Origin of the sequence: Citrobacter sp. Cf125 (assembly GCF_030333935.1) — a bacterium.
Lineage (GTDB): Bacteria > Pseudomonadota > Gammaproteobacteria > Enterobacterales > Enterobacteriaceae > Citrobacter > Citrobacter freundii.
The window spans coordinates 365929-380067 of record NZ_JAOWEY010000016.1; the positions used below are offsets into that span (position 1 = coordinate 365929).

The 14139-nt window shown below is 51.5% G+C and carries 12 protein-coding genes; 4 read left to right on the plus strand and 8 right to left on the minus strand.

Going from position 1 to position 14139, the window contains the following annotated elements:
- The first annotated feature begins 94 nt into the window (after window positions 1-94).
- Window positions 95-1279, plus strand: a complete 1185-nt coding sequence (gene emrD / locus OGV89_RS02890; RefSeq protein ID WP_003023905.1) for a multidrug efflux MFS transporter EmrD — start codon at window positions 95-97, stop codon at window positions 1277-1279.
- Here the strand turns inward: emrD and OGV89_RS02895 are convergent.
- Together OGV89_RS02895 and dsdC are read right to left on the minus strand one after the other, a co-directional pair.
- Window positions 1206-2288: a cellulase family glycosylhydrolase gene (locus OGV89_RS02895; protein WP_061549967.1), complete on the minus strand. Its 1083-nt coding sequence runs from the start codon at window positions 2286-2288 to the stop codon at window positions 1206-1208. The genes emrD and OGV89_RS02895 overlap by 74 nt on opposite strands.
- A gap of 78 nt (window positions 2289-2366) precedes the next feature.
- On the minus strand, window positions 2367-3293 hold the full coding sequence (gene dsdC, locus OGV89_RS02900; RefSeq protein ID WP_106902617.1) for a DNA-binding transcriptional regulator DsdC: 927 nt from the start codon (window positions 3291-3293) through the stop codon (window positions 2367-2369).
- A gap of 229 nt (window positions 3294-3522) precedes the next feature.
- Between dsdC and dsdX the strand changes: the two genes are divergently transcribed.
- Window positions 3523-4860, plus strand: a complete 1338-nt coding sequence (gene dsdX / locus OGV89_RS02905; protein ID WP_003844455.1) for a D-serine transporter DsdX — start codon at window positions 3523-3525, stop codon at window positions 4858-4860.
- 17 nt (window positions 4861-4877) lie between these two features.
- Window positions 4878-6200, plus strand: coding sequence for a D-serine ammonia-lyase (dsdA, locus tag OGV89_RS02910; protein WP_200058642.1), 1323 nt, complete (start codon window positions 4878-4880; stop codon window positions 6198-6200).
- A gap of 2 nt (window positions 6201-6202) precedes the next feature.
- Here the strand turns inward: dsdA and OGV89_RS02915 are convergent, their stop codons facing one another.
- The 5 genes from OGV89_RS02915 to OGV89_RS02935 all read right to left on the minus strand — a co-directional run bounded on the left by OGV89_RS02915 (window position 6203) and on the right by OGV89_RS02935 (window position 11315).
- Window positions 6203-7315: an anaerobic sulfatase maturase gene (locus OGV89_RS02915; RefSeq protein ID WP_157844753.1), complete on the minus strand. Its 1113-nt coding sequence runs from the start codon at window positions 7313-7315 to the stop codon at window positions 6203-6205.
- Complete coding sequence (locus OGV89_RS02920) at window positions 7312-7674, minus strand: DUF202 domain-containing protein (RefSeq protein ID WP_003840628.1); 363 nt, start codon at window positions 7672-7674, stop codon at window positions 7312-7314. Before OGV89_RS02920 ends, OGV89_RS02915 begins: the two co-directional genes overlap by 4 nt.
- Entirely contained in the window at window positions 7664-8011 is a 348-nt protein-coding gene (locus OGV89_RS02925) for a YidH family protein (protein ID WP_003840625.1), read from the minus strand. Before OGV89_RS02925 ends, OGV89_RS02920 begins: the two co-directional genes overlap by 11 nt.
- Window positions 8012-8109: 98 nt before the next feature.
- Window positions 8110-9603, minus strand: a complete 1494-nt coding sequence (locus OGV89_RS02930) for a sulfatase-like hydrolase/transferase (protein WP_061549947.1) — start codon at window positions 9601-9603, stop codon at window positions 8110-8112.
- Window positions 9600-11315 carry a solute:sodium symporter family transporter gene (locus tag OGV89_RS02935; protein WP_071687122.1) on the minus strand — a complete coding sequence of 572 codons (1716 nt, stop codon included), beginning with the start codon at window positions 11313-11315 and terminating at the stop codon, window positions 9600-9602. The genes OGV89_RS02930 and OGV89_RS02935 overlap by 4 nt, the downstream gene beginning before the upstream one ends.
- A 168-nt stretch (window positions 11316-11483) precedes the next feature.
- Here OGV89_RS02935 and OGV89_RS02940 point away from each other — a divergent pair, with 168 nt between their 5' ends.
- A complete protein-coding gene (locus OGV89_RS02940; RefSeq protein ID WP_048217033.1) occupies window positions 11484-12347 on the plus strand; it encodes an AraC family transcriptional regulator in 864 nt (287 codons plus the stop codon).
- An 88-nt stretch (window positions 12348-12435) separates the two neighbouring features.
- On the opposite strand, the gene OGV89_RS02945 is transcribed toward OGV89_RS02940, so the two are convergent.
- Window positions 12436-13851 carry an aryl-sulfate sulfotransferase gene (locus tag OGV89_RS02945; RefSeq protein WP_003844444.1) on the minus strand — a complete coding sequence of 472 codons (1416 nt, stop codon included), beginning with the start codon at window positions 13849-13851 and terminating at the stop codon, window positions 12436-12438.
- Window positions 13852-14139: the final 288 nt, after the last annotated feature.

Consider the following 14139-nt stretch of genomic DNA (forward strand, 5'->3'; position numbering starts at 1 on the left):
CTTCTTTTTCTGTTGTGGTAGATTCCACGCGCATTTACGGGAAAGTGCAGCACCTTATTCTTCTTTTTTCTCTTTTTTAAAAGTAATCAGCGAAATGAAAAGGCATAGAAGCGTCAATTTGTTGTTGATGTTGGTATTACTGGTGGCGGTAGGTCAGATGGCGCAAACCATTTATATCCCCGCGATTGCTGATATGGCGCGTGAACTGAACGTTCGCGAAGGGGCGGTGCAAAGCGTAATGGCCGCCTATCTGTTGACCTATGGTCTATCACAACTGGTTTATGGTCCCCTTTCAGACCGCGTTGGCCGCCGCCCGGTTATCCTCGCCGGGATGTCTATTTTTATGCTGGCCACGCTGGTCGCGATTACCACGCATAGTCTGACGGTACTGATTATCGCCAGTGCCATCCAGGGGATGGGAACGGGCGTCGGCGGTGTGATGGCGCGAACGTTACCGCGCGATCTGTACGAAGGCACGCAACTACGCCACGCCAATAGTCTGTTAAATATGGGGATTCTGGTCAGTCCGCTGTTAGCTCCGCTGATTGGCGGTGTGCTGGATACAGTGTGGAACTGGCGCGCCTGCTATATTTTTCTGTTGATTCTGTGTGCGGGCGTGACGTTTAGCATGGCACGCTGGATGCCGGAAACGCGCCCTGCAGGTGCGCCGCGTCCACGGCTGATCGCCAGCTACAAAACCCTGTTTGGTAATAGCGCTTTCACCTGTTACGTACTGATGTTGATCGGTGGTCTGGCGGGTGTTGCGGTCTTTGAGGCCTGCTCCGGAGTATTATTGGGCGCACGTCTCGGTCTAAGCAGCATGGTGGTCAGTATCCTGTTTATCCTGCCCATCCCGGCGGCGTTTTTCGGCGCATGGTTCGCCGGTCGCCCGAATAAACGTTTCTCGACGCTAATGTGGCAGTCGGTGACCTGCTGTCTGGTAGCGGGTTTAATGATGTGGATCCCAGGGCTGTTTGACGTGATGAACGTCTGGACGCTGCTGGTTCCTGCCGCACTGTTTTTCTTCGGCGCCGGAATGTTGTTTCCGCTGGCAACCAGCGGTGCAATGGAGCCTTTCCCGTTCCTGGCAGGCACGGCCGGCGCGCTGGTTGGGGGATTACAGAACATTGGTTCCGGCGTGCTGGCGTGGTTCTCTGCCATGCTGCCGCAGACCGGGCAAGCCAGTCTGGGCCTGCTGATGACCCTTATGGGGCTGTTGATTTTTGTTTGCTGGCTTCCGCTGGCATCACGCGTGTCGCATCAGGGACAGGCGGTTTAAGCGTATGATGGCCCGGCTTATCGCCGGGCTTTTCGCATTCTGGCGCGATAATCGTCGTCAGTAACGGTTCCAGCGCCGGACGCCAGGCCCCCTCCTCACCATCATAGAACTGCGTATCCGCATTGATAGCATAGGGAATTTTCGCTTTTTTCAGCTCGCACGCCATAAAGCGGGCAAACGCCATTTGCGAGGCAGAAGGCGCGTTTCTGATGGTTTCTCCCGGCGACCAGCCCCCTACCCAACTGACATGCCCGGTTTTCTGCTGCCAATGAATGGCGGTATTGATACGGGCGCGAATGGCGGCCTTTTCTGCCGCAGTCCCTGAGGTCCACGGATATTTGCCGTTATTTTTCAGCGGTCCCCACGGAAAAATATGCCATTGGGCCAGCACCGTATTCTGACTTTGTGGCGGCAGCTTTAGGTTGGCCAAATCTTCCGGAGCGGCATGCAGTTTCGGCGCGATAAAAATCATTCGCTGTGGATCGATGGCATGGATGGTTCGAATGGTTTTGTCATACACGCGATTGAGCGACGCCTGATTATGGTTGAGCTTATCAGAGGGGTCGTAGATCAGGTCGAACCCCAGCAACGGCGAGCGTTGACCAAAGTAATGCGCCACCGCCACCCACCAGTTAACCACCTCTTTTTCGTTCCCGGCGCTGGGGTCTTTTTTATATTCGTCTGCCTGATAGGCAATGATCGGGATCACGCCATACTGCTCGCAGGCTTCCACCAGCTTGCGCAGATGAATCAGCCGCGCCTCCGTAGGCTCTCCCGCTACGCGAATGCGTACGTGGGCCAACCCTTTCGCCTTGTAGTCCCGCACTACCAGCGGATCGAATTCACGGATACCCCGATCGGTGCGCGCCCAATCTACGTCCATCCCAACGCCAAGCTGCTGCGCATACTGCGCCGCCGTCAGCGCAGGTTGCGCGGCACACACGGTGGCGCTGGCCAACAGTAAGAGGGAAACAATCGGCTTTAACACGGTCGTCCTTACGCAAATCATCAGGAGTGATATCACGTATTTAGCACGCTTTTTCACTTTCCGTGTAGAGAGAAAGCGTAAAAAATATTCGCGGTCCGCTTATTTTACCTGCTCCTGAAGCCAGCTAATAAACGCCTCGATTTTCGGCCACTGCCTGCCGGGCAGCGTGGTGATGTAGTAATGCTGATGGCATTTCAGCGCCATATCGCCAAAAGGCGCGACCAGTTCTCCGCTGTCGAGACGTTTTTGCACCAGACGCTTTCGGCCCATCGCCACGCCGATATGGTTCATGGCGGCAATTACCGCTAAATCAGAACGATCGAAACCAATCCCCGATGATGTCGGCAAATTCGCCGTAAAATGCTGCGCCCAGCTGTGCCATTCATCGGTTCCTGAGTCGTTACTCCATGCCTGTCTGTCGTGCAGCAAGGTGCAGTGCGGCAAATTCACTAACGAACCGGTAAGGTCATGGCGGCGAGCGTAGTCCGGGCTGCATACCGGCAGGATCTCTTCATCCATCAGGAAGTGGTGCGTAAGCTGCGCGGAGGGCGCATCGTCAAAATAGATAGCCAGATCGACCCCGGCACGCTGCAGATTGACGTTGTCGTTGCCGGTCAGGATGGTCAGTGAAATTGACGGGTAGCGACGGGTAAAGTCACCGAGCGCCGGAACCAGCCAGCACTGGGCGATAGAAGGTCGAGAGTAGACGGTGAGCGTCCCGGACAACTCCTGATTTTTAATATCGAGGATTTCCTGATTCAGCGTATCCAGCGACGATTTCAGCGCCCAGAACACCCGCTTACCCTCGTGGGTGAGTTCCACTTTACGGTGCGAACGGACAAACAACTGAATGCCCAGTTCCTCTTCCAACTGATTAATGCGATGGCTAACGGCGCTGGGGCTTAACGATAACTCATCTGCCGCCAACGCAAACGATTGATGCCGGGCCGCCACTTCAAAAGTATACAGCTTTGACAGCTGCCAGCCATTGAGCAGCCGGTTTCTGACCTCGCGTAGGGGATCCAAACTCACCTCCTGTCCTCCTGATTCATTCGCCGGAGTGTAAAAAACTTCGCTGCAAAAATCAGCATAAAGATGAATCAAGGTGAACCATATCGCATAAACATAGCGTAATTAGACGTAAATCACTCACTTGATGCAATCTGGCTCATGTGAAAGGAGATTTATATCGTTTGTCAGACGGTGCCTTATTTTTGTCCAATAACCTTATATTAATCACAGGGCAAGGTGAGCTATGCACTCTCAAATCTGGGTTGTGAGCACGCTGCTGATAAGCATCGTGTTAATCGTTTTGACCATCGTGAAGTTCAAATTCCACCCGTTTCTGGCGCTGCTGTTAGCCAGTTTCTTCGTGGGTACGATGATGGGGATGGGGCCGCTGGATATGGTCAATGCCATTGAGAGCGGCATCGGCGGTACGCTGGGCTTCCTCGCGGCGGTTATCGGCCTTGGGACCATTCTGGGCAAAATGATGGAAGTGTCCGGCGCGGCCGAACGCATCGGTCTGACGCTGCAGCGCTGCCGCTGGCTTTCAGCGGATGTCATTATGGTGCTGGTCGGGCTGATTTGCGGGATCACGCTGTTCGTTGAGGTCGGCGTGGTGCTGTTGATTCCACTGGCCTTTTCGATTGCTAAAAAAACCAATACCTCATTACTGAAGCTGGCGATTCCGCTGTGTACGGCGCTGATGGCGGTACACTGCGTCGTACCTCCGCATCCGGCCGCCCTGTTCGTGGCGAATAAGCTGGGCGCGGACATTGGCACCGTGATTGTCTACGGCTTACTGGTGGGTTTAATGGCCTCGCTTGTCGGTGGGCCGCTGTACCTGAAATTCCTCGGTAACCGTCTGCCATTTAAACCGGTACCGGCTGAGTTTTCCGACCTGAAAGTGCGCGACGAAAGCACGCTGCCATCGCTGGGCGCGACGCTGTTTACCGTACTGCTGCCGATTGGCCTGATGCTGGTCAAAACCGTCGCTGAGCTGAACATGGCGAAAGGCAGTACGCTGTATACGCTGTTGGAGTTTATTGGTAACCCGATCACCGCGATGTTTATCGCCGTTTTCGTAGCCTATTACATTCTCGGCCTGCGTCAGCACATCGGTATGGGTGCGCTGCTGACCCACACCGAAAACGGTTTTGGCTCGATTGCTAACATTTTGCTGATTATCGGCGCAGGCGGCGCATTCAACGCTATTCTCAAGAGCAGCGGGCTGGCGGATACTCTGGCGCTGATCCTCTCAAACATGCATATGCACCCGATTCTGCTGGCGTGGCTAGTCGCACTGATTCTTCATGCGGCGGTAGGTTCTGCCACGGTGGCTATGATGGGCGCGACGGCAATCGTTGCCCCGATGCTACCGCTGTACCCCAACGTTAGCCCGGAAATTATCGCCATTGCCATCGGTTCCGGCGCTATTGGCTGCACGATCGTCACCGATTCCCTGTTCTGGCTGGTGAAGCAGTATTGCGGCGCCACCCTGAATGAAACGTTCAAATACTATACGACCGCGACATTTATCGCGTCCGTTATTGCACTGGCTTGCACATTCCTGCTTTCCTTTATTATCTAAGCGCGAAGAGACTGACTATGGAAAACATTCAAACACTTATCGCCCAGCATCCTTTAGTGGAAGATCTGGTGGCTCTGAAAGAGACAACCTGGTTTAACCCTGGCACCACCTCTCTTGCGGAAGGTTTACCGTATGTTGGCCTGACAGCACACGACGTTGAGGACGCCCACGCGCGTCTGACGCGCTTCGCACCGTATCTGGCGCAGGCCTTCCCGGAAACCGCCGCCACCGGGGGCATTATCGAATCTGAGCTGGCCGCAATCCCTGCCATGCAAAAACGGTTGGAAAAAGAGTTCGGGCAGCACATTAACGGCGAACTCCTGCTGAAGAAAGACAGTCACTTGCCTATTTCAGGCTCGATTAAAGCCCGCGGTGGCATTTATGAAGTACTGACCCATGCGGAAAAACTGGCGCTGGAAGCCGGTCTGCTAAGCACCAAAGACGATTACCGCGTTCTGCTTTCGCCTGAATTTAAACAGTTCTTCAGCCAGTACAGCATCGCGGTTGGCTCCACCGGCAACCTCGGCATGTCGATTGGTATCATGAGTGCCCGCATCGGCTTTAACGTTACGGTGCATATGTCTGCCGACGCCCGCGCGTGGAAAAAAGCCAAGCTGCGCAGCCACGGCGTGACGGTGGTGGAGTACGAAGAAGATTATGGCGTGGCGGTTGAACAAGGTCGTAAGGCGGCAGAGTCCGATCCGAACTGCTTCTTTATCGATGATGAAAATTCCCGCACGCTGTTCTTAGGCTATGCGGTCGCCGGTCAGCGTCTGAAAGCGCAGTTTGCCCAGCAGGGGCGCGTGGTGGATGCCGATCATCCTCTGTTTGTCTACCTACCGTGCGGCGTCGGTGGCGGCCCTGGCGGCGTGGCGTTTGGCCTGAAGCTGGCATTCGGCGATAACGTGCACTGCTTCTTCGCTGAACCGACTCATTCACCGTGTATGCTGCTGGGGATTTACACCGGGCTGCACGATACCATTTCCGTACAGGATATCGGCATCGATAACCTGACGGCGGCGGATGGGCTGGCGGTGGGTCGCGCATCGGGCTTTGTTGGCCGGGCGATGGAACGTCTGCTCGACGGTCTGTACACCCTGGACGATCAAACCCTGTACGACATGCTGGGCTGGCTGGCGCAGGAAGAAGGGATTCGTCTTGAACCATCGGCGCTGGCGGGCATGGCTGGCCCTCAGCACGTTTGCGCCTCTACGGATTACCAGCAGATGCATGGCTTCAGCGCGGATCAGCTCAATAACGCCACCCATCTGGTGTGGGCAACCGGCGGCGGCATGGTTCCGGAAACCGAGATGGCGCAATACCTGGCGAAAGGGCGCTAATCTCAGCGCAGCATCGCCATCAGCTCCATCGGTGAGCGGTGCTGCTTAATGAGATCGCGCATAACTCGCATATGCGGCGCGGTATGATTGAAAAAAGCGCTGTATCCACCGCAAATCGCACTCTTTCCATTTCTGCCACGGTGCTTAGGACAGTCGCCGTGGCAAAAACGCAGCAGTGAACACGCCTGACATTCCGCGCTCAGCGTGGTTCTCTTGGACTGACCAAATTCCCCTGCCCGAGGGCTGGCATTGAGCTCACCCAGCGATGTGTGATGAATATTACCCAAGCGATAATCAGGGTAAACATAGTGATCGCACTGATACAAATCGCCATTCGCTTCCAGGGCAAAAGCATGCCCACAGGTAGAGCTTAGCGAACACATCTGCGCCGGATGCCCGCACCATACCCCGAGGGTTGAATCGAATAACTGGACGAATACACGGCCAATATCTTCTCTGACCCAGATATCAAAGACGGAATTCAGAAAGGTTCCCCATGCCTGCGGCGGGACCGAGTCGGCGGTAAGCTCGCCTTTTTCATCATATTCAACCAGCGGAATGAACTGCAAAAACGGCGTGCCGCACTGGCGAAGGTAACGATACATTTGTCCGGGCTGCTGGCTGTTCAGGCGGTTAATCACTACCAACAGATTGAACTCCACCTGATACTCACGAAGTCTGGCAATGGCCTCCACCACCTTATGGTGCGTCGGTTTTCCGCTGCGGTTAACGCGATAAGCATCATGCAACTCGGCCGGGCCATCCAGGGAAATCCCAACCAGCCAGCCGTTATCGCGTAAAAACTGACACCATTCGTCATTGAGCAAAATTCCGTTGGTCTGGAAAGCGTTATGGATTTGCTTCCCTTCCCCGTACTGTTTTTGCAACGCCACCACGCGGCGAAAAAAGTCGATCCCACAAAGAGTCGGCTCACCGCCCTGCCAAGCGAACATCACTTCGGACCCCGGCTGCGCGGCGATATGCTGGCGAATAAACGTCTCTAAGGTAGCGTCATCCATTGTGGGTTGAGTGGGTTTCTCAATGTAAAAACAGTAGCGACAATCGAGGTTACAACGAGAGCTGGCCGGCTTGGCCATGACCTGACATCCTGTCATGCTAAATTCCCGATAAATGCCATAAGTTGGCGGACATGCGCTACAGCAAACAGTATTGCGAGGGATAACACCGCGAGGGAGATCATAAATTTGTCACGCACCGCATGAGATTCAGAAAAATCGCTATGACTGACATCCATCAGGTTGCGGCTACGGGTATAACGCCAGAGAACGATTGCCACCAGCGCCAGCACTACAATTGAAACCCAAAACAGGAACCCCGTCTGATGCCAGTTGTGCTTTAGCGCCAGCGCCATTAACGCGCCATAGCCCAACAACGTGCGAAACCAGGCCAGCGAGGTACGTTCCGGTTGTAACCCTGGATCGGCGATCCGTCGCGATTTACGGCTATCCGGCATACAGTACCAGTCCCATGACAATCACCGCGACGATCATCAAAATCAGGCTGATGATTAACAGGCTATGGGTGTACGGCAAGTCCTCTTTCAGACGCATTGCCTTTTCATTGCGCAGCCAGCGCAGGTAACCATAAATCGCCAGGCCACCGGCAAACAGGCACAACAACAGCGCCAGCAGTTCACGAATTACCGGCGTGGCAAAATCCGGGGCCAGTTGGTCAAGACCCACACCCGCCGCCAGAAACCCCAGCGAGGTGCGGATCCACGCCAGAAAAGTACGTTCATTTGCCAACGAGAAGCGGTAATCCGGCGCTTCACCAAGGCGGGAAATCTTCATCCAAACTCCTCTGGTTGTCATTGCCGGATGGTGGCTCGCGCCTTATCCGGCCTACAAGTAAGTGCAAATAAGGATATTTGCGCCAACTGGCATTGTAGTCAGAACTTCTGCTTTTTCTCTTCCACTTTTACGCCCCGGGTCGGTAAACCGGTGTCGTAATCGCGTACTACCGGAGAATAGCCGTCTTCAGGGCGCGGGCGAAAAGCGCCCATCCAGCGCGGTGCGGCATCAGGTCGCCACGGACGCAAACTCCATTGATAAGTGCGGAACGGATCGCGGATTTTATCCATGTAGTCCAGCAGCGCGTCGTGCATCTGGCAACGAACGTCGGCCAATTGTGGCGAATCAATCAGATTGTGTAGCTCATCAGGATCGTTACGCCTGTCGTAAAGCTCATCGCTGGTAAACAGATTTAATACCAGTTTCCAGTCGTCCGTCACCCAGCAGCGTACCGGAATAAATCCGCCAAAACTGTCATGTTCAATCTCATAACGGTTGAACTCCACCATCACACCGCGCGGCTTTTCAACGGCAAGAATGTTTTCACCCGGCAGGATTTGCGGCTTCTCAATACCCGCCAGCGCCATCATCGTCGGCAGCAGATCGATATGGCTGACCGGCGTGTCTACCTGCATAGACTCTCCCTGCGGCGGGCGCATAATCAGTGGAATTCGTGTGATATCGTCATACATCGCGGCCCCTTTACTGATGAGCTTATGCGCCCCCATCATCTCACCATGATCGGAGGTATAAATGACCCAGGTATTCTCTCGCTGTTGCGGCGTTAAGGCATTGATCACCCTACCTATCTGATCATCAACAAAGTCGTTGCAGGCAAAATAGAGCGGATGGTGGTAGCGCCCGTCATCGCTAACCGGGGATGGCATGGCTTGCGACCACAGACGATGGTGCTCGGGCTTATCGAGCAAAGAGTCATGCGCTTTCGCACCGAGATCGTAATAAAAGTCCTGATATTTCTGCAGATACTCGACCGGACAGGTAAACGGATGGTGCGGCTCGTCATAGGAAACCACCATCAGAAACGGTTCCTCGGCACGCGCAGGCTGATGGAGAAAATCGACCGCCCGGTTACTGATTCGGTGCGCCCAGGTAAAGGTTTCATCGATATTATTGACCAACAGATCCTCCACGCTATTGAGGCCGTTACGCCACAAACCGATCTCTGCGTCAGTCAGTTCCGCGAGGTAATTGGCTCCGTCATACCAGTAATCAACATCCCACTCGGGCGGACATTCGCCGGTCCCAAAGTAGTCATGTCCGTCGAGATGCCACTTGCCGATGTAGCACGTGTGATAGCCCGCATCTTTAAAATAGCGCCCCATGGTGGAGATATTTTTCCCCGGCGCGACATTATTGGTCCACGGCCCGGACTGGTTGGCATAAATCCCGGTAAACAGCCCCGCGCGGGCCGGCGTACACACCGGTGAACAGGTATAGGCCGAGTTAAAGCGAATACCTTCCGCTGCCAGACTATCAATATTATTGGTGTTCAGCGGTTTACCGCTGTAGCAGCCGACCATATTGGTCGCCTGGGTATCGGTCATAATGAACAGAAAATTGGGCCGGGTCATGCTTCATCCTTAGCGTCATGGACACATTGTGCAGTCACGTTACGCCGCGTCTGCCAACTGCTGTAAATCAAATAAATTGCGACTGCCACCGTAATGGCGTAGCTGAGGATCGTCAGCCAGCGAGAGTTGTAGCCACCAAACTGCGCCAGACCGGAATAAACGCCAATCATCGCAAACAGGACGCCAACAGAGGCGATTTTCACGTTTTTCCACGGTTTCATGTCTACCGCGAAGGCGTCATGGAATTTAAACGGCGTGGCACGCGGCTTGATGGCACCGATAACCAGCATGACCGCCACATTGATGCAGAAAGTGCAGGCCAGTACGTAGAGGAAGTGAAAGTCGAATTTCACCAAATAGTTGATGGTGATATAGCTGACGATACCCAGCCCCATCGCCACCTTCGCAGCCAGCGCGGGAATGCGCGGAAAGAAAAATCCCATGATCACGATGGTTACCAGCGGAACGTTGTAGATCCCGTTGAGCTGCTTCATCCAGCTGTAAAGCCCCTGCGGCGCATAAGCAATCCACGGCGCGACCAGCACAGAGATCACCGCGACGATAAACCCAAAGCGGCGGCCAATGCTGACCAACTTGTCGGGACTGGCCTGCTCGTTAATCAACCGACGATAAATGCCGAGACTGAACAGCGTCGAAGCGCTGTTGAGGAAACCGCAAAATGCGCTGATGATCGCACCGAACAGCACCGCGCTGAAAAAACCGATCAGCGGCAACGGCATCACTTTGTTTACCAGCGCTGGGTAAGCCATATCTGCTTTTGGCAGATCCTGGAAAAGGTGAAAGGCGATAACGCCCGGCAATACCAGAATCAACGGATCCAGCATCTTCAGCACTGCCGTTAATAATGCTCCTTTTTGTCCTTCCGACAGACTTTTTGACGCCAAAGTACGTTGAACAATCCCCTGATTGGTACACCAGTAGAAAGTATTCACCAGAATAAGCCCGGTCAGCGCCGCGCCGATAGGTACCGGGTCGTGACTTCCGCCAATCGAGTTCAGCATCTGGCTGTGATCTTGGGTTAAACGCGTAATGCCTTCGCTCAGACTGCCTTTACCCATTGCCATTAAACCGAACAGCGGTACCATCAGACCGCCAATCACCAAACCAATACCGTTGATGACATCCGCAATGGCAATCGCCCGCATTCCGCCGACCACGGCGTACAAAATGCCACTTATCCCCAGAACCACCGCCATCAGCCAAATTGCCGTATGCTGGGAAATACCAAAAGTTTCAGTGACATGAAACATACTGTTAAAGGCGAGTGCACCGGAGTACAAAATGATCGGCAGGAAACAAATCCCTGTGGCGATCAAAAAACAGCAGTCGATGATGATGCGGGTGGTTTTGTCATAGCGCTCTTCAATAAAATCCGGGATGGTAGCGATGCCGCGTTGCAGATAACGCGGTAAAAAAATCAGCGCCAGAAAAATAAGTGGGATCGCTGAAATCACTTCCCAGGCCATTACCGACATTCCGCTGCGGTAAGCCTGGCCGGTAAGTCCTACCAGTTGTTCCGTGGAGAGATTGGTTAGCATCAGCGATGCGGCAATCACCGGCGCTTTTAACGAACGTCCCGCCAGAAAATATCCCTGCTGCGAACCGGTATCCGCTTTGCGTAACTTCCACCAGGTGATTACCGCCACCAGCAGCGTAAAGCCCACAAAGCTTAAAATTTGTAGCGTATTCATCTCATAGCCCTTTTTTTTCATTATGTCCCGGTAGCTGTAGGGTGTAACAGGAGGTATTGCGCACCGGGTCAGGCAGTCAGATTTCTTAAAATAAAAACGTCATATCCCTGAACGGATTTTTTCTGTTAAGTTCAGGTTGTGGGCATAATTCTCCGGCGGGAAATTAAAATGAATGGAAAGATGCAAAGTTCGCATGTAAAAAACGAAACTACGTACAATATTCCCCTGTTGATTAACGAAAATGTGATCTCAAGCGGAATTTCATTGATCTCGCTGTGGCATACCTATGCCGACGAACATTACCGGGTTATTTGGCCGCGCGATAAGAAAAAGCCACTGATAGCTAATTCATGGGTTGCTGTCTATACCGTCCAGGGTTGTGGAAAAATCCTGCTAAAAGGTGGCGAACACATTACTCTCACCGGAAACTGTATAATCTTTTTAAAACCAACCGATATACAGTCTTATCATTGCGAAGGGTTGGTATGGGAACAATACTGGATGGAGTTCACGCCAACCAGCGTAATGGATATTCCGCTACGCCAACAAAGCATTATTTATAATGGTGATATTTATAATCAGGAGCTGGCTGAAGTTTCACGATTAATTACTTCCTCAGACTCAATGATAAATAATTTGGCCGTCGCCTTTCTCACAAAAATAATTTATCAATGGATTTGTCTTATTTACGCTGAAGGTAAAAAAGACCCACAACGGATGCAAATTGAAAAACTGATTGCCACTCTGCATGCCAGCCTGCAAAAACGCTGGAGCGTAGCGGATATGGCAGCCACCATTCCCTGTAGCGAAGCCTGGCTACGCCGTCTGTTTTTACGTTATACCGGAAAAACGCCAAAAGAATACTATCTCGATGCCCGGCTGGAACTGGCGCTGTCACTGCTAAAACAGGAGGGAAATACGGTCGGACAGGTGGCAGATATGCTTAACTTTTTTGACTCGTTTCATTTCAGCAAAGCTTTTAAACACAAATTTGGCTATGCGCCGTCGGCTGTGCTGAAACATGCAAAGTGAAATGACAACCCCATAGATGTAAGGTGGACAACCTTTTTTGGTACATCCACCTGAAAGGTGCAGAATAATGTAGGAAAAGATGAAATCGTTAGATCAGTGAGCGTAATTCCTCATACGAAAAGATGCGGCCGCGATAGCCTAATCCCGTATCAATATTGTAAATAGAGAGGCCAATATTGTTATTTGTATCAAAGACGAAGAAGGATTGTTCTGCGCCAAAATAGACATTGTAATAGTCATTACCTACATCAAAGACCGACGATGTAAGCTCACTACGTTGCCCTGGAAAACTAAACTGATCCAATTGCTCTACCGTTGCAGCGGTTAAATCGACAGCAAGAATGGTAGGTAGGGAATCAAGCGCGGCTGAAGTATAAGAGACGGGATCAGATTCAATGATGCGAACCAACTCATTCCCACTCTCATCCGCACAGGAATTATTGTTAAAGAGAGAAAGGACAAACTTATTTTCACCCCGCCAGGCTTGATACTTGCTGTTTTGAGTAATAAAAACCGCATGCTCTCCGTTGGGATAGTTAAAATCGTCGATATTCACCACACTCAAATTGAGTGGGCTATTCAACACCGGAAAATCCGGATTATCAATAATCCACTCAGGATCGCCTGAGTCAATGTTCAGGCCAATAATAGTGCAGCTTGAACGTGAGTTGACGATTAACTGATTGGTTTCTTTTACATATTCGAGGCTATTAAAATGTACATCGTTGGTATCAGTATTATCCAGTACCGTGGCTCCCAAAAACTCCTGAGAGTAATCGCGCTGCCAGAGTAACCCCCCACTGGCGATGTCATATTTATAAATTACACACTCCAGTTTTTGCTCATCATTCCAGTTATCCAGCAACGAACCCAACAACCAAAGATTACCTTTCTCATCCGTAGTGATGTCGTGATGAAAACCATAGCCAGTAGGTGCGGTATAGGTTTGCGAGACGTTACCCGCCAGGTTAAAACGATACAAAGTGGGGGCAAATGCATGCTTATCAGGATCATACGTTTCACTGGCCAACGCTGACCACAACGCATTGTCTATAATCTTCAGGTTACCGTACATCCAGGGGAAGAGACCGGTAATGCGCAGATCGCCATTAATGTCATAACCATTCCAGGCACTGGTGACAAACCAGCCCTGTCCCAAGGTGCTTTCCGCCATCTCGCTGTCGTCAATATTGATTGTCAGCGCCAGAGGCACATCACCGTAGTCCTGACCCTCTGTTGAAATTGTTACCGTGAAGGTGGTGGTTTCATTGTCCGCCGTGTAAGTATTGATCTCGACAGTATTCAAATAGTCAGCATACAAGCCAACAACGATGACCTGTGTGTGAGAAGTATATTCGTCAGTACTGTAATAGAAGTCTGTATTTGATGTTTTACCATGAACAGTATAATCAAACCTTACCGCTTCTATATTTTCCAATGAAATTAATGCACAAAGTTTGTTTTGATTGTAAGGATTTATTTTCACTGTATACGTTGCTCTCATTTTCTATTCCTTTTTATAAAAAAACAGAATGTAATGACTTTCGCAAAAACAAACCTACATCTCATGTTGGTTTTTTTATGTGGATAAGTGCACAAAATGAAACAACCAATATAAAACCACACTATTAATTCAATAAAAATAAATGCCACAAATAATTAAAGCATAAATATTCAATTATGAAATATAAATAAAATACATGACTACGCAAGTTTTATTTAAAAGTAAAACATAAATACAAATTAAATATATTTAAAACAATTAAATAAATGATGGTTATGATCATGGTAT

What these genes read in the sequence shown, in the direction of transcription:
- emrD (WP_003023905.1), top strand. Translation starts at nt 95, where the DNA reads ATGAAAAGGCATAGAAGCGTCAATTTGTTGTTGATGTTGGTATTACTG.
- OGV89_RS02895 (WP_061549967.1), bottom strand. Translation starts at nt 2,288, where the DNA reads ATGATTTGCGTAAGGACGACCGTGTTAAAGCCGATTGTTTCCCTCTTA.
- dsdX (WP_003844455.1), top strand. Translation starts at nt 3,523, where the DNA reads ATGCACTCTCAAATCTGGGTTGTGAGCACGCTGCTGATAAGCATCGTG.
- dsdA (WP_200058642.1), top strand. Translation starts at nt 4,878, where the DNA reads ATGGAAAACATTCAAACACTTATCGCCCAGCATCCTTTAGTGGAAGAT.
- OGV89_RS02915 (WP_157844753.1), bottom strand. Translation starts at nt 7,315, where the DNA reads ATGACAGGATGTCAGGTCATGGCCAAGCCGGCCAGCTCTCGTTGTAAC.
- OGV89_RS02920 (WP_003840628.1), bottom strand. Translation starts at nt 7,674, where the DNA reads ATGCCGGATAGCCGTAAATCGCGACGGATCGCCGATCCAGGGTTACAA.
- OGV89_RS02925 (WP_003840625.1), bottom strand. Translation starts at nt 8,011, where the DNA reads ATGAAGATTTCCCGCCTTGGTGAAGCGCCGGATTACCGCTTCTCGTTG.
- OGV89_RS02930 (WP_061549947.1), bottom strand. Translation starts at nt 9,603, where the DNA reads ATGACCCGGCCCAATTTTCTGTTCATTATGACCGATACCCAGGCGACC.
- OGV89_RS02935 (WP_071687122.1), bottom strand. Translation starts at nt 11,315, where the DNA reads ATGAATACGCTACAAATTTTAAGCTTTGTGGGCTTTACGCTGCTGGTG.
- OGV89_RS02940 (WP_048217033.1), top strand. Translation starts at nt 11,484, where the DNA reads ATGAATGGAAAGATGCAAAGTTCGCATGTAAAAAACGAAACTACGTAC.
- OGV89_RS02945 (WP_003844444.1), bottom strand. Translation starts at nt 13,851, where the DNA reads ATGAGAGCAACGTATACAGTGAAAATAAATCCTTACAATCAAAACAAA.